The following is a 23,183-nucleotide window of genomic DNA, read 5'->3' as shown; positions in this document are numbered from 1 at the left end:
GGGTGCCGGGCGCGCCCTTCGCCTTCGCGCCGTGCGAACGGCGGGGGTGGCGTGCCAGCAGAGAGCTTCTCCTCACCCCCCACCTCCGTTCAGGCTGAGCGAAGTCGAAGCCCAAGGGAAAGCCGGGCCGCAAACGAGTCCCGCGCACTTCGACTTCGCTCAGTGCGAACGGAAGGCGGGCGTGCCAGCAGAAAGCCTCTCCTCGCGCCCCACCCCCCGTTCAGGCTGAGCGAAGTCGAAGCCCAAGCGAAAGCCTCGCCGCAGACGAATCCCGTGCACTTCGACTTCGCTCAGTGCGAACGGCGGGCATGGCGTACCAGCAGAAAGCCTCTCCTCACGCCCCACCTCCGTTCAGGCTGAGCTAAGTAGAAGCCCAAGCGAAAGCCTGGCCGCAAACGAATCCCGTGCACTTCGACTTTGCTCAGTGCGAACGGAGGGCGTGGCTTGCCAGTAGAAATCCCCGCCTCACGCCCCACCCCCGTTCGGGCTGAGCGAAGTCGAAGCCCACGCCCCTACCCCAGCGCCGCCAGAAACCGCACGGCCGCGTCGAACTCGCGTCTTTTGCCTTCGCGCGCCTCGATGGCGAGATAGTCCTCGCCCCATATCTCGGCCTGAAAATCCTCGTCGACATGCGCGGCGATCCACACCGCATCGGGCTCCGCCGCGCCCTCCAGCAGCGCCAGCGCCAGGACCAGCGAGCCGGTGATCGTCACCACCGGCGACAGCGCCGCCAGCCGGAAGGCATCGAGCGCCGCCACCGCCTGCGCCAGCCGATCGACCGTCGCATCGGGCTGGGGCCGGTGCATGATCCCGCTCACCAGCGTGAAATGCACGTCGTAGCGATCGCGCGCCCAGTCGAGCAGCGGGTTCCACACCCGGTCCTGCCGCTCGACCAGTTCGGGCGGCGAGTCGGCGCGGTAGCAGAGCAGGTCGGTTTCGGCATAGCGCGCCAGCCCCTGCGCAAAGGGCGCCGGGTCCGGGCCGATCCGGTCGATCGCGGCATTGGCCAGCCCGGTCAGCGGCATGGCGCGCGGGTCCACCGTCTCCTCGACCGCGCGCCATTCCCCCGCCACCGCCTCGGCCAGCGCGGGCGTCGGCAAGGCCAGCGGCGCACGGCCCGGCGTGCGCACCGGCCGATCGTCCAGCCGGACCACCCGATCGGCATCGACGCCGACATTCGTCCAGAACCGCTTCATTCCGCACCACTCCGCCAGCGATGCGCCAGCCCGGCGGGCACGACCGCGATCATCGCCAAGGCCGACAGGACAATGGCGACGCCCAGCGCCTTTTGCGGCCAGGCCAACCCGCGCGAGGCCAGCACGATGCCGAACAGCGCCCCCGCCACGCCGACCAGGCGGACGCCTGTGATGATGAACCAGTGCCGCCGCGCGCGGCTATCCGCGCTCATGCCCGCACCAGCAGCGCAGGCAGATCGGCCACGTCCTGCGCGACGACCTGCGCGCCCGCATTCACCAGTTCGTGCACGTCATGATATCCCCAGGCCACGCCGACCGCGAAGGCGCCCGCCGCCTTGCCCATCGCCATGTCGAAACTCGTATCGCCGATCATCGCCACGTCCGCCGCGGCCACCCCCGTCTCGGCCATGGCGGCAAAGACCATCGCGGGATCGGGTTTTGAGGGGTGCCGGTCGGCGGTCTGCAACGTGACGAAATGATGCGCCAGGCCATGTTCGGCCAGCACGCGGGCAAGCCCCCGGTCCGACTTGCCGGTCGCCACGCCCATCAGCCAGCCCTCCCCCGCCAGATGGTCGAGCAGCGCGGGGATACCGTCGAACAGCGGCTCGGGCGCCATCGCGCCTTCGGTGCGCAGGCGGAAGAACGCCGCCTTGTAATCGCTGGCCAGCCGGTGATGCGCCTCGTCGGGCTGGTCGGGGGCGAGCACGCGCATCGCCTCGACCAGGCTCAGCCCGACGATCCGGCGAATTGCCGGTGCGGGCGGTGGGGTGAGGCCGGACAGGGCGAACGCCTTGACGGCGGCAAGGCAGATATTGGCTTGGCTGTCGACAAGGGTGCCGTCGCAATCGAACAGGGCAAGGCGCGGGCGCGTCATCGGCCCGTCCTATCGGCAAGGTCGCGGCGGGGGAAGCGCCCTCGTACATGAACGATAGCTAACAAACGCATTCAGCATCGCATCATGGCGAATCGGGCAGAAGAGCATCAACGACGACGGGATTGGTCCCTTCGCCGCCGGATTGAAGATCAAGGGAGAAGACGATGTTCAAGAAGCTCTCGCTCGCAGCCGCTGCCCTTGCCGTCGGCGCGACGGCGATGGTTCCGACCGCCGCCTCGGCGCAGCGTTATTATGGCGACCGCTATGAGCGCGCCTATGGCGATGCCTATTATGACGGCTACAACCGTGGCCCGCGCTATGACCGTGGCTATTACGACCGTCGCGGCGGCTATGACCGCGGCTATTACAACCGTGGTCCGCAGCGCTGCAACAGCGGCACCACCGGCACCATCGTCGGCGCGATCGCGGGCGGCCTGCTGGGCCGGACGATCGACACGCGCGGCGACCGGACGCTCGGCACGATCCTGGGCGGCGGCGCGGGTGCACTGGCCGGTCACGCGATCGAAAAGTCGAACAATCCCGGCTATTGCCGTTAATCGCGAAGGCGCAGAGCAAGCGCCCTCCGCTATGACCAGGAAGAGCCCCGTCGACCCTGGGTCGGCGGGGCTCTTGCCATATCGTCACAATGTACCTTGCATAGCAAGGCATATTGCAACATCATGCGCCTCATGGACATGGCAAGCTGGCAGTCGCAATTGCGCAAGGGAGCGGCGGAACTGGTTCTGCTGACCGTCCTGTCGCGGGGCGAGGCTTATGGCTTGGAGATTCTCGCGCGTATCCGGTCGGCCGGTGAGTTGGTCAGCGAAGGCAGTCTCTACCCCCTGCTCAATCGGCTGGAGAAGGCCGGGCGAATCATCGGCCGCTGGGATTTGCCCGCCGAGGGCGGCAATCCGCGCAAATATTATCGCCTGACCGACGAAGGCGCCGCGCTGGCCGAAGCGATGCGCGCAGCCTGGATTGATTTTCGCACCACCATCACGACTCTCGTGGAGGATCAGCCATGACCGAGCCTGCCCGTATCATCGCCGACTATGTGCGCCGCCTGCGCTGGTCGCTCCAGGCGATCCCTTGCGAGGATCGCGAAGGAATCGTGCGCGAGATCGAAAGCCACCTGGCCGAAAGCCTGGCCGCCAGCCCGGAGCGCCTCGACGCCAGCATCGCCGCGCTTGGTACACCGCATGCGCTCGCGGCGCGCTTCGTCCAGGAATATCGGCTGGCGGGGGCCTTGGGCGAAGATCGCCCGGCTCCGCTGATCGCGGCGATGCTGGTCCGGTCGGGGCGGAGCGCGGCAGCGTTTGGCGCCATGCTGGTGGCCATGCTGCTCTATCTGATTGCGCTGAGCTTCGCGGCGGTCGCAATCGTCAAGCCGCTCTTCCCCAGCCATGTCGGCCTATGGTCGCTGCCTCAGGGACCGGCATTCGGCATCCTGGCGGATACGCCCGCCACACCGGAAATGATCGGATTCTGGGTGCTGCCGATCGGAATTGCGGGCGCACTGGCCTGTTATGCGCTGGCCACCCTCATATTGCGGGGGACGGGGCGGCATCTGCTCCGCCGCGCCCCCGCCTTCTGATCCTAATCAGCGCGAACCCCGCCCGCGCCGTTCGCCGCGGCGTTCCTTGCGATATTGCTTGGCGTGCGCCTTGGCGCGCTGCTTCAGCACGTCCTTGGGCGGGGGGCCGCGATCCTCGTCCTGGGGCAGGACGTCGCCGCGAATCTCGTCGAAGCCCAGCTGGTTCATCGATTCGGCGAAGTGGCTGGGCAGTTCGGCGGTCTGGTCGATGCGGCCGCCATCGGGATGGTCGACCCGGATGCGCCGGGCGTGCAGGTGCATCTTGCGGCTGATCCCGCCGGTCAGGAACGCCGCCGCGCCGCCATATTTGCCGTCGCCGACGATCGGATGCCCGATCGCCGCCATGTGCACGCGCAGCTGGTGGGTGCGGCCGGTGAACGGTTGCAACTCGACCCAGCAGCAGCGATTGCCCGCCCGCTCGATCACCCGGTAGCGCGAGCGCGCCGCCTGGCCATTCTCCTCGTCGACATGCATCTTCTCGCCGCCGGTGCCCGGCTGCTTGGCGATGGGCAGTTCGATCGTGCCGTCCTCGATCGAGGGGACGCCGACGACCAGCGCCCAGTAGATCTTCTTGGCGGTCCGCCCCGAAAACGCCTTGGCGAAGAACGCCGCCGCGCGGGCATTGCGCGCGACGAGCAGCGCGCCCGAGGTATCCTTGTCGAGCCGGTGGACCAGCTTGGGCCGCCCCTCCGCCTCGAATTGCAGCGCGTCGAGCAGGCCGTCGACATGGGTGGTCGTCTTGGTCCCCCCTTGCGTCGCCAGACCCGGCGGCTTGTTCAGGACCAGCGCGTCGCGATCCTTGTGGATCACCATCTCGCGCGCGAACGACTCCTCGTCCTCGGACAGCACGTTGCGCGGCCGCATCGTCGGCTTGCTGCTTTCGGCGGGGGCAGGCTCGGCGGGCGGGACACGCAGGACCTGACCCGCGACGATCCGGTCGCCGGGCGTGGCGCGCGCGCCGTCGACGCGCAGCTGGCCGGTGCGGGCCCATTTGGCGACGGTGGTGAAGCTGGTGTCGGGCAGATGCCGCTTGAACCAGCGATCCAGCCGGATGCCGTCATCGTCATAGCCGACCGTGAATTGGCGGACAAAGTCCGTCATGCGAAAATCCTCGTCATCCATAGCCCCGCCCACAGCGCGGCCAGCGAACCCAATAATGACAGCGCGACATAACCCAGCGCCATCGCCCCCTGCCCCCGCTCGATCAGCGTGATGGTATCCAGCGAAAAGGCCGAGAAGGTCGTATAGCCCCCCAGCACCCCGACGCCCAGAAACAGCCGCCAGCCTTCGCTGCCCCCCATGCGCGCCAGCACCCCGGCCAGCACGCCCATGGCGAGACATCCGATCCAGTTGACCGCCAGCGTGCCGAACGGAAAACCGGGGCCGAGTGCATCGGTCAGCACCCGCCCCGTCAAATACCGTCCCCCCGAGCCCAGCGCGCCGCCCAGCATCACGAGAAGAAGCGGTGACATAATCCGCTTTCCCTAGCGCAACCCCGCGCGATGCGCAAAGGACAAGCGATCAGCCGCCCTTGACCACCAGATCGACATCGCTGCCGCCCTCCGCACGGGGGGTCGCATAGAGGATATAGGCTGCCTCGCCGCGCGTGCCGCCCAGGACATGCTGTGTCCCGTCCATCTTGTGCTCGGCAGTATAGCCCGCCTGGACGGCGCGGGTGTAATAATAGTCGACGACCTTGCCCACCCCGCCCCCGGCGCGGAAGCTGACGATACGCAAGCCGCAGCCAGGGGCGTCGTTGCCCGCCGCCTCCGCCAGCCGGCTGCCCGGATAGGGTGCGAAGGCCCCCGGCAATCGCCCGGCCCAGCCCGCCGCATAACGCAGGCCCGACAGGCATCCGGCATTGCGCGCCTGTTGGCCCGCCAGCGCGGCCAGCGTGTAGGCCTTGGTCGAGGCACGGCATTCGGGGCAGTCGGGCGTCGGCGCGGGCGCGGCCTTCAGGGTCCGCGCATCGACCGGATCGGCGGGCGGCGGCATCGCGGGAAGCTGGTCGGTGACGGGGCGATTCGGCGGGCGGACCGCATTGGCGTTGGCGCTCTGGGTCAGGCCGGGATCGACCATGATCTGCCCCGCCAGCGCCTCGCGAAGCTGCGGATCGCGCGCCGGGCTGCCGTCGTTCATCGCGGCCAGTTCGTTGTCGAGCGCGTTCAGCTGCGCATCGTCGTCGGACGCGCCGCCACCACAGCCGGCAAGTAGGAGACAAACCAGCGGGATCAGGATTCGCGGCGACACGGCAATCATGGCTCCGTCCCTAGCATGACGATGCCAGCCGGTCGTTAACGCGCCCGCCGCCGCCGTCCCGTGACGGGATGAGCTTCGCTGCGACTTGTGAATCGCATGGCCGGTCTCCATCTTGATTCCATGCTGAACCTGTTCTCGATCGTCATCGGCCTCGTCGCACTTCTGCTCGGGATCGTGCCGTTCCTGCCCTTCTTCGCCTGGGGCTATTGGTTCGTCATTCCTATCGCGATCGTCGGCGCGGCGATCGGCGCGCTGTCGTCGCGCAGCAGCGGGCGGAACCTCAACCTGATCCTGATCCTGATCTTCGGTCTGCGCCTGATGCTGGGCGGCGGCCTGATCTGAAGGCAAAACGGCCCGGCGGGTGTCCCCGCCGGGCCGTCCTGACGTCCGGGCCGCCCGATCAGCGGCAGCGGACCTGACCGCGGTCGATCTGCCGCCCCAGCAGCGCGCCGCCGCCCGCACCGATCACCGTGCCCAACAGCCGCGAACCGCCGCCCGCGATCACATTGCCCAGCGCGCCGCCCGCCAGGCCGCCGATCACCAGACCCGTGGTACCATCGTTGCGGCGGCAATAATAACGCCCGTTCATGCCGCGATAGATGCGGTCGTTGCGACCGAGCGTACGCGGCTGATAGAAGCGGCCGTCGCGATAATAGCGCTCGGGATAATAGCCGCGTTGGCCCGGCTCGAACCGGTTATAGTCGTAGTTGCGCCAGCGGACGTTGCGCATGTCGCGGCGATAATCCTTGCGCGCATCGCGCACATCTTCGCGATATTCGCGGCGGGCATCCCGAATATCCCGGCGCGAATTGGCGTTGCGGACGTCGCGATTATAGTCCCGGCGCGCGTCGCGAATGTCTTCGCGATATTCCTGCCGCGCTTCCCAACCATTGCGCTGCGCTTCGGCAGGCAGGGCGGCAAATGCGGTGGCGGCCATGGCAACCGACAACAGAGCGATACGCATAACTCAACTCCCGATGATGATGCGGATAAAACCCGTCATCTTTCAAACTGTTGCGTGAACCGGAAACTACTTGCCGTTCACCAGAGGGACAGGCGCCCTCCCCGCCCGGCCACGAAAAAGGGCGCCACCCGCAGGTGACGCCCCTTTGAGAGCCCGGTGCGCCGTCGGATCAGCGGCAGCGGCGATTGCTCGTGCCGCGCTCGATCTCGCGACCGGCCAGCGCGCCCACGGCGGCACCGCCCAACGTACCCAGCGTACGGTCGCCGCGCGTGTCGATCGTGCGGCCCAGCAGCGCACCCGCGACGCCGCCGACGACCAGGCCGGTGGTGCCGTCCGGCTTGCGGCAGCGGACGCGGCCGCGATCGTCACGCCATTCGCGATACTTGTAGCGGCGCTGCGCATCGGCGGCGGTGGCCGGCAGGACCAGCGAGGGGACGACCATGGCGGTGCAGCCCAGAGCAAGCATCAATTTGCGCATGAGATATATCCTTCCAATTTGATCTGATGCCGTAACGTCCGCATTCTACTGTCCGTTGCATGAACATGAGATAACGCCGCATTCATCTTCGCCGCGCCCTTTCCGACCCCGGTCCGTCGCTCTAGGGTCGCGCGATGCTGCCCGAACCGACCGCCATGCTGCCCGCCGTCATGCCCTGGCTCGACCTGGCGGGTCTGGCCGTCTTTGCCGTGTCGGGCGCGCTGGCTGCGGCCCGGCATCGCCAGACGATGGTGACGCTGGTCTTCTTCGCGCTGATCACCGGGGTCGGCGGAGGCACGCTACGCGACCTGCTGCTCAATGCGCCGGTCTTCTGGGTGCATGATCCGCGCGTGCCGCTCGTCTGCCTGGTCGCCGCCGTCGCGGTCTGGGCGACGCCCGCGCGCTGGTGGCGGGGCAGCGCGCTCGACTGGTTCGACGCGGTGGGGCTGGCGGCCTATGCCGTCTATGGCGCGGCCAAGGCGAGCGGCTATGGCATCTCGCCGATCCCGGCCGCGATGCTGGGCGTGGTGTCGGCCTGTGTCGGCGGCATCATCCGCGACGTGATCGCGGGGGAGCCGTCGATCCTGATGCGGCCCGAACTCTACGTCACCGCCGCCGCGCTGGCCTCGACCAGCTATGTGCTGCTCAGCGCGCTCGGCGTGCCGGGGGCGGGACCGATCGCCGCGCTGGCGGGATTCGCCCTGCGCGGGGCGGCGATCCGGTATCGGCTCGCCTTGCCTGCCTATCCGGCGAAGGGGTAGGATCGAGCGGTAGCGCCGGGGCGTGGCCTTCGACTTCGCTCAGGCTGAACGGAGCGAGGAAGCATCCCCGAACCCCCGTTCGGGCTGAGCGAAGTCGAAGCCCAAGGGAATCCCTCACCGCCCCAACATCAACTCCGGCCGCACCACCCGGTCGAACGTCGCTTCGTCGACCAGTCCCAGTTCCAGCCCGGCTTCCTTCAGCGTCTGTCCCTTGTGATGCGCATGCTTGGCGATCTTGGCGGCATTGTCATAGCCGATCTCTGGCGCGAGCGCGGTCACCAGCATCAGCGAGCGGTCGAGCAATTCGGTGATCCGTTCGCGATTGACCGTCATGCCATCGACCGTGCGCTCGGCGAAACTCTCCATGCCGACCGACAGCAAATGGATCGAACGCAGCACATTCGCACCGATCAACGGCTTGAACACATTGAGCTCCAGATGACCCTGCAGCCCGCCGACCGTGACGGCGGCATTGTTGCCGATCACCTGCGCGGCGACCATGGTCAGCATCTCGTTCTGGGTCGGATTGACCTTGCCCGGCATGATCGAGCTGCCCGGTTCGTTGGCCGGAAGCTCCAGCTCGCCCAGCCCCGAGCGCGGGCCCGAGCCCAGCAGGCGGATGTCGTTGGCGATCTTGGTCAACGCCACGGCGAGGACATTCAAGGTGCCGTGCAGATCGACCAGCCCGTCATTGCTCGCCAGCGCCTCGAACTTGTTGGGCGCGGTGACGAAGTCGAGCCCGGTCGCCTCCGCGATTTCCGCCGCTATCGCCTCGGCAAAGCCATGGGGGGCGTTCAGCCCGGTGCCGACCGCCGTACCGCCCTGCGCCAGCGGCAGGATGTTGCGGTGGAGCGTCCCCTCGATCCGGGCGCGGGCATTGGCGAGTTGCTGGACATAACCCGAAAATTCCTGGCCCAGCGTCAGCGGGGTCGCGTCCTGCAAATGGGTGCGGCCGATCTTGACGATCGAATCCCATTCCTTCGCCTTGGCATCGAACGCGGCGTGCAGCCGGTCGAGCGCGGGATAAAGCTGCCGCGTCACGGCCAGCGCGGCGGCGACGTGCAGCGCGGTCGGGAAGGTGTCGTTGGACGACTGGCCGCGATTCACATCGTCATTGGGGTGGACGGGGCTCTTGCCGCCGCGCGTGCCGGTCAGGATTTCATTGGCGCGGCCCGCAATCACCTCATTGGCGTTCATGTTGGACTGGGTGCCCGAGCCGGTCTGCCAGATGACCAGCGGGAACTGGTCGTCATGCCGCCCGTCGATCACCTCCTGCGCCGCCGCCTCGATCGCATCGGCCTTTTCCGCCGCCAGCCCGTGCCCGCGATTGATTCGCGCGGCGGCCTTTTTGACGATAGCCAGCGCATGGACGATGCCGATCGGCATCTGCTCGCGCGCGCCAAAGGGGAAGTTTTCGAGGCTCCGCTCGGTCTGCGCGCCCCAATAGGCGTGGGCGGGGACTTCGATCGGGCCGATCGAATCGGTTTCGGTGCGGGTAGCGGTGGGGGTCTGGGTCATGGGCTAGGGACTCACCGGATGGGGAATGGGTTCCCGGTGAATATCAAGCCCTCTCCTCTCCGGGGAGAGGGTTGGGTGAGGGGTTGGGGCTTGGCGAGACGGCGGAGTGCAGGCCCGGCCCCAGCCCCTCACCCCGGCCCTCTCCCCGAGGGGGAGAGGGAGAAGGGTCTCGTCCTTCTCCGCTTCCGCTTTACTTCTTCCGCTTGAAATCCACCGCGACGACGTTGCTGCCGTCTTCGACCGGCTTGGCGACCGGCTCGTCATTCTCGGCCGAATCATGCGGATCGGGATCGCCCTGGGGATCGTCGGCGACATGGAAGCCCAGCTCGAACTGCACTTCCGGGTCATGGAAGCGGGTGATCGCCGAATAGGGAATCACCAGCTTCGACGGCACCTGGTTGAAGCTGAGCCCCACCGAAAAGCGATTCTCGTCCACCGTCAGGTCCCAGAAGCGATTCTGGAGGACGATGGTCATTTCGTCCGGGAATCGCTCGACCAGCCGCTGCGGGATGTCGACGCCGGGCGCCTGGGTCTTGAAGGTGATGTAGAAATGGTGGGTCCCGGGCAGATGCCCCGTCTCCGCCACCGGGCCGAGTACACGCCCCACCACGGCGCGCAGGGCCTCCTGCACGATGTCGTCATAGGGGATGAGGCTGTCGGGCAATCCTTCGGTCATGTCCCTTGGACTAGCGGCCTTTGATCGCGGGTCAAGATTGCATGGGACGGATAGGTGTTTAAGGGAGGGGCCATGCGCACCGCCTCCGTCCACCGCGCCACCGCGGAAACCGTCATCGACGTCACCGTCAATCTCGACGGCACCGGCGTCTATCAGAACGCCACCGGCATCGGCTTTCTCGACCATATGCTCGACCAGCTGTCGCGGCATTCGCTGATCGACCTGTCGGTCAAGGTCGAGGGCGACCTGCATATCGACGGGCATCACACGACCGAGGACAGCGCGCTGGCGATCGGACAGGCCTTCGCCAAGGCGCTGGGCGACAAGCGCGGCATCACTCGCTATGGCGAGGCGCTGTCGCCGATGGACGAGGTGCTGACCCGCACCGCGCTCGACATTTCGGGGCGGCCCTGGCTGGTGTGGAAGGTGCCGTTCACCAACCCGATGCTGGGCACGCTCCAGACCGAGATGATCGAGCACTGGTTCCACAGCTTCGCGCAGGAGGCGGGCATTACGCTGCACGTCGAGCTGCTGCACGGCCACAACAACCATCACATCGCCGAGAGCGTCTTCAAGGGCCTGGCGCGCGCCCTGCGGATGGCGGTCGAGATCGACCCGCGCAAGGCCGACGCCATCCCCTCGACCAAGGGCATGTTGTGACGCTGGCGCTGATCGACATCGAGTCGGGCAATCTCCACTCGGTCGACAATGCCCTGCGCGCGGCGGGGGCGAGCGATGTCGTCATCACCGCCGACCCGGATGTGATCGCGCACGCCGACCGGATCGTGTTGCCGGGCGTTGGCGCGTTCGGAGCGTGCGCGGCCAATCTCCGCGCGGTCGACGGGCTGGAAGAGGCGCTGCGCGAGGCGGCCCTCACCCGTGCCCGCCCGTTCCTGGGCATTTGCGTGGGCATGCAGCTGCTCGCCGACACCGGCGAGGAGATGGGCGAGCATCGCGGACTGGGCTGGATTCCCGGCCGGGTCGCGCGACTCACCCCCTCCGACCCGGCGGCCAAGGTCCCGCATATGGGCTGGAACGATGTCCGCCCGACGCGCGACCACCCGCTGATCATGCCGGGCGAGGCCTATTTCCTCCACAGCTTTGCCTTTACCGGCGAGCATGTGCTGGCGACCACCGACCATGACGGCCCCGTCACCGCCGCGATCGGTCGCGACACGGTGGTCGGCGCGCAATTCCACCCCGAGAAGAGCCAGCGTTATGGCCTCTCCTTCCTCACCCGTTTCCTGGAGTGGCATCCGTGAGCCTGATCGTCTTCCCCGCCATCGACCTGAAGGGCGGCCAAGTGGTGCGTCTGGCCGAGGGCGATATGGACCGCGCGACCGTCTATGGCGACGATCCCACCCATCAGGCGATGCTGTTCGCCGAGGCGGGCGCGCAGCATTTGCACGTCGTCGACCTCGACGGCGCCTTTGCGGGCGAGTCGGTCAATGGCGAGGCGGTGCAGGCCATCGTCAAAGCCTTTCCCGGCCATGTCCAGCTGGGCGGTGGCATCCGTAACCCTCAGAATGTCGAACGCTGGTTCGACCTGGGCGTCTCGCGCGTGGTGATCGGCACCGCGGCGCTGGAGAATCCCGACTTCGTGCGCGACATGGCCAAGGCCTATCCGGGCGGCATCGTCGTCGCGGTCGATGCCAAGGACGGCATGGTCGCCACGCGCGGCTGGGCGGACGTGTCGGACGTGTCGGTCGAGGATCTGGCGCGGCGGTTCGAGGATGCGGGCGTCGCGTCGCTGCTGTTTACGGACGTGGGCCGCGACGGTCTGCTCAAGGGCTGCAACGTGCCCGCGACCGTCGACCTGGCCCGCGCGGTGCGCATCCCGGTGATCGCCAGCGGCGGCGTGGCGGGGATCGGCGACATTCATATGCTGGCGCTTCATCATCAGGACGGAGTCGAAGGCGTCATCACCGGCCGCGCGCTCTATGACGGGCGGCTCGATCTGGCGGCGGCGCTGTCGGTGGCGGCGGCCGCATGACCGTCCGTGCGCGCGTCATCCCCTGCCTCGACGTCGCCAATGGGCGCGTGGTCAAGGGCGTCAACTTCGTCGACCTGATCGATGCGGGCGATCCCGTCGAGCAGGCGCGCGCCTATGACGCAGCGGGCGCGGACGAGCTGTGCTTCCTCGACATCACCGCCAGCCATGAGGCGCGCGGCACCATATTGGACGTGGTGCGGCGGACGGCGGCGGTGTGCTTCATGCCGCTGACCGTCGGCGGCGGGGTCCGCACGGCGGAGGATGCGCGCGCGCTGCTGCTGGCAGGCGCAGACAAGGTGGCGGTCAACTCCGCCGCGGTCAGCCGCCCGGAAGTCGTCTCGGACATTGCCGAGCGATTCGGCAGCCAGTGCTGCGTGGCCAGCATCGATGCGCGGCGGACGGCCGATGGCTGGGAGGTGTTCACCCATGGCGGGCGGCGCGCGACCGGCATCGATGCGGTGGAGCACGCGCTGCGCCTGGCAGAACTGGGCGCGGGCGAGTTGCTAGTCACCTCGATGGACCGGGACGGGACGCGGGGTGGCTATGACCTCGACCTGATCCGCACCATCGCCGACCGGACCAGCGTGCCGGTCGTGGCGTCGGGCGGCGTCGGCGGGCTGGACGATCTGGTCGCGGGCGTGCGCGACGGCCATGCCTCGGCAGTGCTGGCGGCGTCGATCTTCCACTTCGGCGATGCGTCGATCGCGGACGCCCACCGCGCGCTCGCGGCGGCGGGAGTGCCGGTTCGGGCGCATTGAGTTCGGGCGACGACGCGGAGGGTTTGGTTTCCGGGCGGTCGGCTTGGCGCCCCTTCGACCGATCCCGTCCCCCGTTCGTGCTGAGCGAAGTCGAAGCGCACGCCCTGCCCTTTACCGCGTCGGATTCCCGTGGCCTTCGACTTCGCTCAGGCTGAACGGAGGTGGGGTTGTGGCGCTATCACTTTCGATCGGGAGACCGTCCCGCATCCGGTGCGCGGGCCGGCGCCCGCCCCAGATCGAAACCCTCCGCGCCTCCGCGCCTCTGCGCGAACCAAAAAACCTTCGCGGCTTCGCGTCTTCGCGTGAAAATCTCTCTCCGATGACCGCCGCCGAACAGAGCTGCGCCCCCGGGCCACTCGCCATCCCGATCCCGGCCAACGACCCTAACGGCGTCGTCGACCTGCACAGCCATTCCGAACCGTCGGAGGATGCGGACCAATCGCTTGCGGCAGCAGGTTCGCAGGTCTGGGTTCATTAGGTTCACGCGAAGCCGCGAAGCCGCGAAGCCGCGAAGGTTTTTTGGTTCGCGCGGAGGCGCGGAGAGATTGGTCACGCGGCGGCCCCGCTTTGCCCTTTGGCACGCCGGACTCCCGTGGCCTTCGACTTCGCTCAGGCTGAACGGAGGTGGGGTTGCGGAGCCATCGCTTTCGGGCGGGAGACCTTTCCACATCGGGGGCACGGGCCAGCGCCCGCCCCAAATCGAAACCCTCCGCGCCTCCGCGCCTCCGCGCGAACCAAAAAAATTTCGCGGCTTCGCGGCTTCGCGTGGAAATCTCCCCCGATGACCGCCGCCGAACAGGCTGCTAAACATCCCCCATGCCACTCGCCATCATGACCCCGGCCAATGGCCATAGCGGTGTCGTCCGCCTGCGCAGCCATCCCGAGCTGTCGGACATCGCGCTGTTCGTCTTCGCGATCGGCGCGATCTGGTTTTTGCGGCGTGCGCTCCGTCGCCGGAATCGCAAGGATTGACGCCGCCCGCCGCCTGCGCCACCCACGCCGCCATGGACATGCTCGACCGCCTCGAAGCCACGATCCGCGCGCGCCGGGACGAGGGCGACGCCGCCACCTCCTACGCCGCCAGCCTGTTCGCCAAGGGGCGGCCCAAGATCGCGCAGAAACTGGGCGAGGAAGCGGTGGAAACCGTCATCGCCGCCATGGCGCAGCCCGACAAGATCGTGTCCGAGGCCGCCGACCTGCTCTTCCACCTGATCGTGCTGCTGACCGATGCGGGGCTGTCGCTGGACGATGTCCGCGCCGAACTCGCGCGGCGCGAGGGCATATCGGGTCACGACGAAAAGGCCGCGCGCGCGCGCTGATCCCACGGAGACCATCGATGCCGATCGACGCCACGCTTCCCTATGACGACCAGAATATCTTCGCGAAGATCCTGCGCGACGAAATCCCCTCGAAGCGCATCTATGAGGATGAATGGGCGGTCGCATTCCACGACATCGCGCCGCACGCCCCGACGCATATCCTGGTGATCCCGCGCGGCCCCTATGTGTCGTGGGACGATTTCTCGGCGCGCGCCAGCGAGGCGGAGATTGCGGGCTTCGTTCGCGCGGTCGGCCGTGTCGCGCGCGAGGCGGGCGCGGTGGCGCCGGGTTACCGCCTGCTGGCGAATATCGGCCCGGACGCCGGGCAGGAGGTGCCGCATCTCCACGTCCATATCCTGGCGGGCAAGCCGCTCGGCCCGATGCTGGCGCGCTGATCGAGCCACTTGCCCCTCCTCCTGCCGGGGCAGGGGCTTTAAACGCACGCCTTTCTCCTCCCCTGGCCGCATCGGCTGCGTCTTAGGGATTGCGCGTAATAAAATTGCAGCTAACTTCCCGGATCATTCACCGAACGCCGGGTGCGCCCCCTGTCGGGGCGGCCCTTCCCTTGGGGGGATTGGACATTCATGATTTTCGGGCGCGTTAAGCCTCTGGACGCCATTCTGGCGACCGCTGAGAAGAAGGGGCTGCAACGATCGCTAGGCGCGTTCCAGCTGACCATGCTGGGCATCGGCGCCGTCATCGGCACGGGCATCTTCGTCCTCACCTCCGAAGCCGCGCAAAAGGCGGGGCCGGGCATGATGCTGTCCTTCGTGCTGGCGGGTTTCGTCTGCGCGGTGGCGGCGCTGTGCTATTCCGAGCTGGCCTCGATGGTGCCGGTCGCGGGGTCGGCCTATACCTATACCTATGCGGTCATGGGCGAATTGCTCGCCTGGATGGTCGGCTGGGCGCTGATCCTGGAATATGCGGTCGGCGCGTCCGCCGTCGCGGTCGGCTGGTCGGGTTATGTGGTGGGGCAGATCCGCAACCTGCTGGGCATCGACATACCGATGGAATGGGTCAACGGCCCCTCCTCGGGCGGTTACATCAACCTGCCCGCCGTCATCATCTCGCTGCTGGTCACCTGGCTGCTCGTCGTCGGCACGACCGAGAGCGCGCGCGTCAACGCGATCCTGGTCGCGATCAAGGTCGCCGCGCTGACACTGTTCATCGCGCTGTCGGTGCCGGTCATGAACGGCGCGCATTTCGAACCCTTCATGCCGACCGGCCTGACCGGCGTCGCGGGGGCGGCGGCGTCGATCTTCTTCGCCTATGTCGGCTTCGACGCGGTGTCGACCGCCGCCGAGGAAACCAAGAACCCGCAGCGCAACGTGCCGATCGGGCTGATCGCCTCGCTGCTGTTCTGCACTATCTTCTACCTGCTGGTATCGGCGGGCGCGATCGGATCGCCGCTGGGCGCGCAGCCGGTGCGGGACGCCGCGGGCGTCCTGCTGTCGCCGGGCACCTCGGAACTGGCCGATCGCTGCAAGGCGATCGTCGCGGGCGGCGCGGCCGAGCCGCTGTCCTGCTCGCGCGAGGCGCTGGCGCATGTGCTGCGCACCATCGGCTGGGAAAAGATCGGCAACCTGATCGGCCTGGCCGCCACGCTGGCGCTGCCCTCGGTCGTGCTGATGATGATGTTCGGCCAGACCCGCGTGTTCTTCACCATGGCGCGCGACGGCCTGCTGCCCGAAAAGCTCGCCTCGGTGCATCCGCGCTATCGCACCCCGCACGTCGTGACGATCGTCACCGGCATCGCCGCGACCATCGCCTCGGCCTTCCTGCCGGTCGGCAAGCTGGCCGACTATTCCAACTCGGGCACGCTGTTCGCCTTCTTCATGGTGGCGCTGTCGGTGATGGTGCTGCGTCGGACCGATCCGGGCCGCAAGCGCCCCTTCCGCACCCCGGCGGTGTGGATCGTCGCCCCCGCCGCGATGATCGGGTGCGCCTATCTGTACTTCTCGCTGCCGCTGATCGCGATCCTGGTCCTGCCGGGCTGGGGTGCGGTCGGCCTGCTGATCTACTTCCTCTACAGCCGCAAGCGCAGCCATGTCGGGCGCGGCATCATCGACGTGGTCGAGGATCCCGCAATGCAGCCGGAGGTCGCCCGGCCGCTCGATCGCTGATCGGTTTCACGACCATGGAAAAGGGCCGGAGGAGCGATCCTCCGGCCCTTTCTGTTTGGGGCCCTGCCGTTCCCCCCAGGCCAAGGCCCGGGGGGCGGATGGCGGATTACAGGCTGGCGGCCAGGGCCTTCAGGTCGACCTGCGGGCGCGCGCCGAAATGGCTGATGATCTCGGCCGCACAAGCGGCGCCCAGGGTCAGCGAGGCCTGAAGGTCGCGGCCATGCGTCTGGCCATGGAGGAAGCCCGCCGCGAACAGGTCGCCCGCGCCCGTCGTGTCGACCACCTTGTCCACCGGCTGGGCGGGCACGGTCACGCGCTCGTCGCCGCGCACCGCCAGCGCGCCCTTTTCGGCGAGCGTGACGACCAGCGTCTCGACCTTGTCCTTCAGGAAGGCGATCGCCGCCTCGACATCCGCCGTCTCGGTCAGTGCGACGATCTCGGTCTCGTTGGCGAAGATCACGTCGATCAGCCCGGCATCGATCAGCGCATGGAAATCGGCGCGGTGGCGGTCGATGACGAACTCGGCCGAGGCGGTGAAGGCGATCTTGCGACCCGCCTCGCGCGCGACCTGGATCGCGGCGCGCATCGCGGCGCGCGGTTCCTCGGGATCCCAGAGATAGCCCTCGATATAGAGATAGGCGGCATCGGCGATCAGCGCGCGGTCGAGCGCCTGAGCAGGCAGGTAATGCGACGCGCCCAGGAAGGTGTTCATCGTCCGCTGCCCGTCGGGGCTGACGAAGATCATGCAGCGGCCCGTCGTCGGCTGTCCGGCGCGGACCGGCGTGTCGTAGCGGACGCCCGCCGCCCGGATGTCATGCGCGAAGACCTCGCCCAGCTGGTCGTCGGCGACCTGGCCGATGAACGCGGTCTTGCCGCCCAGCGCCGCGATCCCCGCCAGCGTATTGGCCGCCGAGCCGCCCGAAATCTCGCGCCCCGGCCCCATCTTGGCATAAAGCGCATCGGCCTCCTCGGGCGAGAAGACCAGCTGCATCGCGCCCTTGGTCATGCCGTTTTCGGCGATGAAGTCATCTTCGGCCGGGCTGAGGATGTCGACGATGGCATTGCCGATCGCCACCACGTCGTAAGTGGGGTTGGTCAAGAAAGGGACTCCGGGAAAAAGCTGTGATGCCGCCGCCCTAGTCAGCACGCTACCCCCGCGCAAGGGAGGCGCGGACGCCGCCGCCGCGCATTGACTCAAGCCTGGGCCCCGCGCCATTCCCGACGCCATGATCCGCGCCTTTTTCCTGTCGCTGGCCCAGCTTGGCGATCCTGCGATCCGCCGGGTGCTGTTTCGCTCGCTGGCGGTCACGCTTGCCCTGTTCGCGGGTGCCGGGATCGCGCTGTGGTGGGGCGTGCGCGCGGTACTGAGCGGGTGGCTGGGCGCGCAGGCGGGCGGATGGTCGGCCGCGCTGATCGTGGTGGTCGAGCTGCTGGCCTTCTGGCTCGCCTTTCGGGCGGTGGCGGTCGCGGTGGTCGGCCTGTTCGCCGACGACATCGTCGCTGCGGTCGAGGCGCGTCATTATCCCGACCGGCTGGCAAGGGCGCGGCCGGTGCCCTTCGCGCGCGGGGTCGCCATGGGCCTGGGGTCGGCGGGGCGCGTGATCGCGATCAACCTGGTCCTCCTGCCGCTCTATATCGTCCTGCTGGCAACCGGGGTGGGTACGGCCGCGGCCTTTCTGGTCGTCAATGGCTGGCTGCTCGCGCGCGATCTGGGCGACATGGTGGCGGCGCGGCACATGGACCGGGCCGCCATGCGTCGCTGGCGCAAGGCGACCGGACCCGCGCGCTTCCTGTTGGGGCTTGCCGCCGCCGCCCTGTTCGTGGTTCCGGGGGTGAACCTGCTGGCCCCCGTCCTGGGGGCGAGCATGGCGACCCATTTCTTTCACATGAGACGTAAGGCATGAACCGCCCCTTCGCGCTGATGCTGCTGCCCCCGATCGCGCTGGCGGGCTGTACCGTACCGCAGACCGCCGCGCCGGTCCGCACCGGCGGCATGGCCCCGGTGCCGGTGCCCTATACCAGCGTCGGGCTGGAGCGGGTGCTGGGGCAGGACGCCGCCGGACTGACCAAGCTGTTCGGCGCGGCCGATGCCGATGTGCGCGAGGGGACCGCGCGCAAGTTGCAATATCAGGGCCGCTTCTGCGTCCTCGACGCCTATCTCTACCCCAAGGACGGGGCCGAGCCGCGCGTCACCTATATCGACGCGCGCGAACCCGATGGCAGCGCGATCGACCGCGCCAGTTGTGTCGCGGCGCTGACCAGGCGTGACGGCGGACGCTGACCGGCGGGCGGCACCGGCTCCCGGTGTGGATGAAATGCGCCGCAGGTCCGGCGATGGCCGTGACCTGCTCATGACCGGGACGCCAAGTGGTTAACAAATCTTCATGATTTATGGGTGTTGCAAAAGGGTTCCGTGCATTTGCAAAAAATTGATGCGCTGCAGGAACAATTTTGCGGATCGAAGCGTATGCGCTATCGGGACAAAGAACAACGCCGCGTCTTGGCTGTAGTTCGCCATGGGAGAATATATATGATGAAGTTCCTGTCTGCCGTTGCTGCCACCGCCCTCGTCGCTGCTCCGGTCGCCGCTGCGCCGACCAACGCCGCTTCGAGCCTGTCGGTCGCCAAGTCGGTCCGCGCCTCGGCTCCGACCGCCAAGGGCAACAAGCTGGCCGGCGGCGGCATCCTCGCCGCGCTGATCGCTGCTGGCGTGGTCGCCATCGGCGTCGTCGCGATCGTCAAGGACGACAACTCGGACAGCAACTGATCGTCGGGGGCGGGTTGGCGCCCGCCCCGGCCATCATCGCATGGTGACATGCACGGAAAAGGGGGCCGTTTCGGCTCCCTTTTTTGTTGCCCGTAACAGGGGCTCAGGCGCCCCAGTCGGGGCCGTCCGGGTCGGGGAAGAAATCATCGCCCTGGGCGGGCGCGTCCGGGCGTAGCGGCGGCAGGCTTGGCGGCTCGCCCCCGAAGCGGACCCGGATATAGGCGACCGATCCGCTTAGCCCCTGAAAGACGGCGCGCACCACCTCGCCACGCCGGATTCGGGCGCCGATCAGCGGCGCGCGTTCGGCGGAGAGATAGCCGACCTGGACATCCCGCGCGCTGAATACCGCGACCGCATGGGGATCGTGCCGGTTGCGCGGCTCGGGCCGCAGCGTCACGGGATCGCCGATGGCCGATGCCAGCAGTTCGAAGCGCCGGTTGCTCCGCGCCTTGTCCTCATTGGGAAAGTCGATCCCGACCACGGCCAGCGTCAATTCATCCATGCGCCCCTAACTGGGTATCCCGGCCGCCCGGGTCCAGAGCCCTCCCAATCCGGGCCGGGCGGGCTATAGTGCAATCATCCTGTCCCATCCGGAGTATCCATGTCCGTTGCCGCCCTGGCGATGCTGCTCGCCGCCCAAAGCCCCGCCCCGACCGTCGCGCCTGTCCTGGCCAGCCCCGATGCGCGCGACGTGCACAGCTATGCCCGACCGCTGGAGGCGCGGGTCACGCATGTCTCGCTGAACCTCTATGCCGATTTCGACACCCATGTGATGCGCGGCATCGCGACCCTGTCGGTCGATGCGAAGCCGGATGCCCGGCAGCTGGTCGTCGACGACAACGGCCTGCGCATCGTCACCGTCACCGATGCGCAGGACCGGCCCCTGCCCTATAGCGTGGGCGCGAACGACAAGGTGCACGGCGCGCCGCTGACCATCACGCTGAACGGCAATCGCACGGTGAAGATCGCCTATGCCTCCGCGCCGGGGGCCAAGGCGCTGCAATGGCTGTCGCCCGAGCAGACGGCGGGCAAGAAACAACCCTATCTGTTCAGCCAGGGCGAGGCGATCCTCAACCGCAGCTGGATTCCGACCCAGGATTCGCCCGGCATCCGCCAGACCTGGGACGCCACCGTCAACGCCCCCTGCGCGCTGACCGTGGTGATGAGCGGCGAGCGGACCGGCGAGACGCCCTGCAACGATGGCCGTCACACCGCCAGCTATCGCATGGACAAGCCGGTCGCCCCCTATCTGATCGCGCTCGCGATCGGCGACCTGAAGTTCAAGCCGCTCAGCGCCCATACCGGCATCTGGACCGAGCCCGCGATGCTCGACAAGGCGGCGTGGGAGTTCGCCGGGCTCGACAAGTTCGTCACCGCCGCCGAGGGGCTGTACGGCCCCTATCGCTGGGGCCGCTATGACGTACTGGTCCTGCCGCCCAGCTTTCCGTTCGGCGGCATGGAAAACCCGATGCTGACCTTCGCCACGCCGACCGTGCTGGCGGGCGACCGCAGCCTCGTCAGCCTGATCGCGCATGAGCTGGCGCATAGCTGGTCGGGCAATCTCGTCACCAACGCGACCTGGGACGATTTCTGGCTGAACGAGGGCTTCACCAGCTATTTCGAGAACCGGATCATGGAGTCGATGTACGGCAAGCGCCGCGCCGCGATGGAGGCGGACCTGGCCTGGACCGACATGCAGAACGCGGTGAAGGAAGCCGGTGGCCCGCAGTCGCCCGACACCAAGCTGCATCTCGACCTGAATGCCGCGCGCGATCCCGATGATGGCATGACCCAGATCGCCTATGACAAGGGCGCGACCTTCCTGCGGACGATCGAGTCCGTCGTCGGGCGCGCACGCTGGGACGCCTATCTGCGCGGCTATTTCGACCGCCATGCCTTCCAGCCGCAGACCAGCGCCGGGTTCCTGGCCGATTTGCGCCAGAACCTGCTCAAGCCCGGCGAGGACGCCAGGATCGGCGTCGACCAATGGGTCTATCAGCCCGGCATTCCCGCCAATGCGGTCCATGTCCGCTCCGACGCCTTTCCCGCGATCGACGCGGCGGCCAAGGCCTTCGCGGCGGGTGGCCCGGTCTCGGCGGTGCCGGACAAGGTCACGACGCAGGAATATGTCCGCTTCCTCGACCAGTTGCCCCGCCAGCTGTCCGCCGAACGGCTCGCCACGCTCGATGGCCGTTTCCACTGGAACGGGACGGGCAATAGCGAAATCCGCTTCGCCTGGCTCCGCCTCGCGCTCGCCAACCGCTATCCGCCCGCCGAGGCGTCGGCCGAGCAATTCCTGACCGCGCAGGGCCGCCGCAAGTTCGTCGCACCGCTGTTCCAGCAGCTTCAGGGACAGGGCGAATGGGGCCAGGCGCTGGCCAGGCGAATCTATGACAAGGCGCGTCCCGGCTATCATTCGGTGACCCAGGTTACGGTCGACCGCCTGCTCGGACGATAAAGCGAGCCTGCCGCGCGGCGAAACGAGGAACGAAAAACTCGTTTCGCCGCCGGATTTTCAAGTCATCGCCGCCGCAACACCGTTCACCGGATATGGTTGCGCCTGCGCTTTCCAACCCGTTTAGCCCCGGTTAATCGACACTCACACCGACATTCCGACCGGGGGGTCATGTGAAGTTCAAGGCATTTGCAGTGCGATTCGCGCTGATGGCATCGTGCGGCCTGATGATGGCCACCCCTGCTGCGGCGCAGTTCTGGCAGTGCGCACCCTATGCCCGCGAGATTTCGGGCATCGATCTTCACGGCAACGCCAACACCTGGTGGGGCCAGGCCGAGGGCCGTTACGAGCGCGGCCACATCCCGAAGGAAGGATCGGTCCTCGCCTTCGAAGCGACCCATCGGATGCGCGTCGGCCATGTCGCGATGGTCAGCCGGGTCGTCAGCAACCGCGAAGTCCTGCTCACCCATGCCAACTGGTCGCGCCGCGGCGGCATCGAGCGCGACGTCCGCGCGATCGACGTCTCGCCCGACAATGACTGGTCGATGGTCAAGGTGTGGTACGGCCCCAATGGCGACCTGGGCACGTCGGCCTATCCGACCAAGGGCTTCATCTATGCGGACCATGCGCCGAGCAGCGCCATGCCCGCCAACGAGATCGCCTCGCGCACCGACAGCCGCGTCTCGGGCATCCTGACCTTCGCGGCCCCGACCCAGTAAGATTTTCCGCCCGGCCCGCATCGACGATGGTCGGGAGAGCCCAGCGCATCACGCGGGACATACGCTTCGACGTCGCACAGCGTGACTAGATAAGGTCGAACGGGGCGGAAGCTGCCCCCATTCCTCTCCCAAACCCCCGTTCAGCCTGAGCGAAGTCGAAGGCCAAGGGAACACCCCACCCCCAGCGCGCAGCCTATGCTTCGATTGCGCTCAGCGTGAAGGGCCGTTTCCCCCTCACCCCGCCCGAAACGTCATCGCCACGCCGTTCATGCAATAACGCTTGCCCGTCGGCTTGGGCCCGTCGTCGAAGACATGGCCGAGATGCCCGCCGCAGCGGCTGCAATGCACCTCCACCCGCTCCATCATCAGCGATCGGTCGGACGTGGTGCCGACCGCGCGGGGCAGGGATGCCCAGAAGCTCGGCCAGCCGGTGCCGCTGTCGAACTTCGTCCTGGACGAAAAGAGCGGCTGGCCACAGCCCTTGCACCCGAAGATACCGGCGCGATGCTCCTCGTTGAGCGGGCTGCTATAAGGCCGCTCGGTCCCTTCCTTCCGCAACACCGCATAGGCCGCCGGGCCAAGCTTCTGCCGCCATGCCGCCTCGCTCATCGCCACCGGATAGCGCTCGGCGGCCACCGCCTCGCGGCCGCAGGCGGAAAGGCCCATCCCCGCCAGCCCCAGACCGGCAAGCGAGAGAAAGGCGCGGCGATCGGCAGGTTGCGTGCTCAT

The 23,183-nt window shown here is 67.7% G+C and carries 31 protein-coding genes; 18 read left to right on the top strand and 13 right to left on the bottom strand.

Annotated features, from left to right (window positions below):
- Window positions 1–512 precede the first annotated feature (512 nt).
- From QE385_RS14795 to QE385_RS14785, 3 genes are read right to left on the bottom strand one after another with little or no spacing between them, the layout of a single operon-like run.
- Window positions 513–1,196, bottom strand: coding sequence for an ATP12 family chaperone protein (locus QE385_RS14795; protein WP_307103087.1), 684 nt, complete (start codon window positions 1,194–1,196; stop codon window positions 513–515).
- Entirely contained in the window at window positions 1,193–1,408 is a 216-nt protein-coding gene (locus tag QE385_RS14790; protein ID WP_307103085.1) for a hypothetical protein, read from the bottom strand. Before QE385_RS14790 ends, QE385_RS14795 begins: the two co-directional genes overlap by 4 nt.
- Complete coding sequence (locus QE385_RS14785) at window positions 1,405–2,070, bottom strand: HAD-IA family hydrolase (RefSeq protein WP_307103083.1); 666 nt, start codon at window positions 2,068–2,070, stop codon at window positions 1,405–1,407. The genes QE385_RS14790 and QE385_RS14785 overlap by 4 nt, the downstream gene beginning before the upstream one ends.
- Window positions 2,071–2,234: 164 nt before the next feature.
- Between QE385_RS14785 and QE385_RS14780 the strand changes: the two genes are divergently transcribed.
- From QE385_RS14780 to QE385_RS14770, 3 genes are all read left to right on the top strand, one after another.
- A complete protein-coding gene (locus tag QE385_RS14780; RefSeq protein WP_307103081.1) occupies window positions 2,235–2,627 on the top strand; it encodes a glycine zipper 2TM domain-containing protein in 393 nt (130 codons plus the stop codon).
- A 123-nt stretch (window positions 2,628–2,750) separates the two neighbouring features.
- Window positions 2,751–3,095 carry a PadR family transcriptional regulator gene (locus QE385_RS14775; RefSeq protein WP_307103079.1) on the top strand — a complete coding sequence of 115 codons (345 nt, stop codon included), beginning with the start codon at window positions 2,751–2,753 and terminating at the stop codon, window positions 3,093–3,095.
- Window positions 3,092–3,664, top strand: coding sequence for a hypothetical protein (locus tag QE385_RS14770; protein WP_307103077.1), 573 nt, complete (start codon window positions 3,092–3,094; stop codon window positions 3,662–3,664). Before QE385_RS14775 ends, QE385_RS14770 begins: the two co-directional genes overlap by 4 nt.
- 6 nt (window positions 3,665–3,670) lie before the next feature.
- Here the strand turns inward: QE385_RS14770 and QE385_RS14765 are convergent, their stop codons facing one another.
- Genes QE385_RS14765 through QE385_RS14755 form a run of 3 tightly spaced genes read right to left on the bottom strand, consistent with a single transcriptional unit; the run spans window position 3,671 to window position 5,923 of the window.
- The gene (locus QE385_RS14765) at window positions 3,671–4,765 is read right to left on the bottom strand and encodes an RluA family pseudouridine synthase (protein WP_307103075.1); all 1,095 of its coding nucleotides are present in this window, start codon (window positions 4,763–4,765) and stop codon (window positions 3,671–3,673) included.
- A complete protein-coding gene (gene crcB, locus QE385_RS14760; protein WP_307103073.1) occupies window positions 4,762–5,136 on the bottom strand; it encodes a fluoride efflux transporter CrcB in 375 nt (124 codons plus the stop codon). The genes QE385_RS14765 and crcB overlap by 4 nt, the downstream gene beginning before the upstream one ends.
- A gap of 49 nt (window positions 5,137–5,185) precedes the next feature.
- The gene (locus tag QE385_RS14755; RefSeq protein WP_307103071.1) at window positions 5,186–5,923 is read right to left on the bottom strand and encodes a hypothetical protein; all 738 of its coding nucleotides are present in this window, start codon (window positions 5,921–5,923) and stop codon (window positions 5,186–5,188) included.
- A 96-nt stretch (window positions 5,924–6,019) separates the two neighbouring features.
- On the opposite strand from QE385_RS14755, the gene QE385_RS14750 reads away from it, so the two are divergent.
- Window positions 6,020–6,265, top strand: coding sequence for a hypothetical protein (locus tag QE385_RS14750; protein ID WP_307103069.1), 246 nt, complete (start codon window positions 6,020–6,022; stop codon window positions 6,263–6,265).
- 58 nt (window positions 6,266–6,323) lie between these two features.
- On the opposite strand, the gene QE385_RS14745 is transcribed toward QE385_RS14750, so the two are convergent.
- Together QE385_RS14745 and QE385_RS14740 are read right to left on the bottom strand one after the other, a co-directional pair.
- Entirely contained in the window at window positions 6,324–6,887 is a 564-nt protein-coding gene (locus tag QE385_RS14745; protein WP_307103067.1) for a glycine zipper 2TM domain-containing protein, read from the bottom strand.
- Window positions 6,888–7,056: 169 nt separating this feature from the next.
- On the bottom strand, window positions 7,057–7,365 hold the full coding sequence (locus QE385_RS14740) for a glycine zipper 2TM domain-containing protein (RefSeq protein ID WP_058715332.1): 309 nt from the start codon (window positions 7,363–7,365) through the stop codon (window positions 7,057–7,059).
- Window positions 7,366–7,499: 134 nt separating this feature from the next.
- Between QE385_RS14740 and QE385_RS14735 the strand changes: the two genes are divergently transcribed.
- Window positions 7,500–8,126, top strand: a complete 627-nt coding sequence (locus tag QE385_RS14735; protein WP_307103064.1) for a trimeric intracellular cation channel family protein — start codon at window positions 7,500–7,502, stop codon at window positions 8,124–8,126.
- Between the two features lie 114 nt (window positions 8,127–8,240).
- Here QE385_RS14735 and fumC read toward each other — a convergent pair whose 3' ends face one another.
- Both fumC and QE385_RS14725 read right to left on the bottom strand, forming a co-directional pair.
- Window positions 8,241–9,644: a class II fumarate hydratase gene (gene fumC, locus QE385_RS14730; RefSeq protein WP_307103062.1), complete on the bottom strand. Its 1,404-nt coding sequence runs from the start codon at window positions 9,642–9,644 to the stop codon at window positions 8,241–8,243.
- A 190-nt stretch (window positions 9,645–9,834) separates the two neighbouring features.
- The gene (locus QE385_RS14725) at window positions 9,835–10,320 is read right to left on the bottom strand and encodes an SspB family protein (RefSeq protein WP_261269238.1); all 486 of its coding nucleotides are present in this window, start codon (window positions 10,318–10,320) and stop codon (window positions 9,835–9,837) included.
- Between the two features lie 72 nt (window positions 10,321–10,392).
- Here QE385_RS14725 and hisB point away from each other — a divergent pair, with 72 nt between their 5' ends.
- The 8 genes from hisB (at window position 10,393) to QE385_RS14685 (ending at window position 16,513) form a co-directional block, all read left to right on the top strand.
- Complete coding sequence (gene hisB, locus QE385_RS14720) at window positions 10,393–10,980, top strand: imidazoleglycerol-phosphate dehydratase HisB (protein WP_307103058.1); 588 nt, start codon at window positions 10,393–10,395, stop codon at window positions 10,978–10,980.
- Window positions 10,977–11,582, top strand: a complete 606-nt coding sequence (gene hisH / locus QE385_RS14715) for an imidazole glycerol phosphate synthase subunit HisH (protein ID WP_307103056.1) — start codon at window positions 10,977–10,979, stop codon at window positions 11,580–11,582. The genes hisB and hisH overlap by 4 nt, the downstream gene beginning before the upstream one ends.
- Window positions 11,579–12,313, top strand: a complete 735-nt coding sequence (gene hisA, locus QE385_RS14710) for a 1-(5-phosphoribosyl)-5-[(5-phosphoribosylamino)methylideneamino]imidazole-4-carboxamide isomerase (protein ID WP_307103054.1) — start codon at window positions 11,579–11,581, stop codon at window positions 12,311–12,313. Before hisH ends, hisA begins: the two co-directional genes overlap by 4 nt.
- Window positions 12,310–13,071: an imidazole glycerol phosphate synthase subunit HisF gene (hisF, locus tag QE385_RS14705; RefSeq protein WP_307103052.1), complete on the top strand. Its 762-nt coding sequence runs from the start codon at window positions 12,310–12,312 to the stop codon at window positions 13,069–13,071. The genes hisA and hisF overlap by 4 nt, the downstream gene beginning before the upstream one ends.
- Before the next feature lie 816 nt (window positions 13,072–13,887).
- A complete protein-coding gene (locus tag QE385_RS14700; protein ID WP_307103050.1) occupies window positions 13,888–14,043 on the top strand; it encodes a hypothetical protein in 156 nt (51 codons plus the stop codon).
- 32 nt (window positions 14,044–14,075) lie between these two features.
- Window positions 14,076–14,390, top strand: coding sequence for a phosphoribosyl-ATP diphosphatase (locus QE385_RS14695; RefSeq protein WP_307104744.1), 315 nt, complete (start codon window positions 14,076–14,078; stop codon window positions 14,388–14,390).
- 17 nt (window positions 14,391–14,407) lie between these two features.
- Complete coding sequence (locus QE385_RS14690; protein ID WP_307103048.1) at window positions 14,408–14,785, top strand: histidine triad nucleotide-binding protein; 378 nt, start codon at window positions 14,408–14,410, stop codon at window positions 14,783–14,785.
- A 189-nt stretch (window positions 14,786–14,974) separates the two neighbouring features.
- Window positions 14,975–16,513 carry an amino acid permease gene (locus tag QE385_RS14685; protein WP_307103046.1) on the top strand — a complete coding sequence of 513 codons (1,539 nt, stop codon included), beginning with the start codon at window positions 14,975–14,977 and terminating at the stop codon, window positions 16,511–16,513.
- A 106-nt stretch (window positions 16,514–16,619) separates the two neighbouring features.
- On the opposite strand, the gene QE385_RS14680 is transcribed toward QE385_RS14685, so the two are convergent.
- Window positions 16,620–17,612 carry an adenosine kinase gene (locus QE385_RS14680; RefSeq protein WP_307103043.1) on the bottom strand — a complete coding sequence of 331 codons (993 nt, stop codon included), beginning with the start codon at window positions 17,610–17,612 and terminating at the stop codon, window positions 16,620–16,622.
- 127 nt (window positions 17,613–17,739) lie between these two features.
- Here QE385_RS14680 and QE385_RS14675 point away from each other — a divergent pair, with 127 nt between their 5' ends.
- From QE385_RS14675 to QE385_RS14665, 3 genes are all read left to right on the top strand, one after another.
- Window positions 17,740–18,417, top strand: a complete 678-nt coding sequence (locus tag QE385_RS14675) for an EI24 domain-containing protein (RefSeq protein WP_307103041.1) — start codon at window positions 17,740–17,742, stop codon at window positions 18,415–18,417.
- Window positions 18,414–18,794 carry a hypothetical protein gene (locus QE385_RS14670; protein ID WP_307103039.1) on the top strand — a complete coding sequence of 127 codons (381 nt, stop codon included), beginning with the start codon at window positions 18,414–18,416 and terminating at the stop codon, window positions 18,792–18,794. The genes QE385_RS14675 and QE385_RS14670 overlap by 4 nt, the downstream gene beginning before the upstream one ends.
- Window positions 18,795–19,043: 249 nt before the next feature.
- Entirely contained in the window at window positions 19,044–19,280 is a 237-nt protein-coding gene (locus QE385_RS14665; protein WP_307103037.1) for a hypothetical protein, read from the top strand.
- Window positions 19,281–19,383: 103 nt separating this feature from the next.
- Here the strand turns inward: QE385_RS14665 and QE385_RS14660 are convergent, their stop codons facing one another.
- The gene (locus tag QE385_RS14660; protein ID WP_307103035.1) at window positions 19,384–19,782 is read right to left on the bottom strand and encodes an HIRAN domain-containing protein; all 399 of its coding nucleotides are present in this window, start codon (window positions 19,780–19,782) and stop codon (window positions 19,384–19,386) included.
- A 99-nt stretch (window positions 19,783–19,881) separates the two neighbouring features.
- On the opposite strand from QE385_RS14660, the gene QE385_RS14655 reads away from it, so the two are divergent.
- Both QE385_RS14655 and QE385_RS14650 read left to right on the top strand, forming a co-directional pair.
- Window positions 19,882–21,738 (top strand): M1 family metallopeptidase, encoded by a 1,857-nt coding sequence (locus QE385_RS14655; RefSeq protein ID WP_307103033.1) that lies wholly within the window; start codon window positions 19,882–19,884, stop codon window positions 21,736–21,738.
- A gap of 206 nt (window positions 21,739–21,944) precedes the next feature.
- Window positions 21,945–22,454 carry a CHAP domain-containing protein gene (locus tag QE385_RS14650; protein WP_307104742.1) on the top strand — a complete coding sequence of 170 codons (510 nt, stop codon included), beginning with the start codon at window positions 21,945–21,947 and terminating at the stop codon, window positions 22,452–22,454.
- Between the two features lie 234 nt (window positions 22,455–22,688).
- On the opposite strand, the gene msrB is transcribed toward QE385_RS14650, so the two are convergent.
- On the bottom strand, window positions 22,689–23,183 hold the full coding sequence (gene msrB, locus QE385_RS14645; protein ID WP_307103031.1) for a peptide-methionine (R)-S-oxide reductase MsrB: 495 nt from the start codon (window positions 23,181–23,183) through the stop codon (window positions 22,689–22,691).

It is taken from the genome of Sphingomonas sp. SORGH_AS_0950 (assembly GCF_030818415.1).
Classification (GTDB): Bacteria; Pseudomonadota; Alphaproteobacteria; order Sphingomonadales; family Sphingomonadaceae; genus Sphingomonas.
This window is presented reverse-complemented; position numbering and strand designations above follow the sequence as displayed.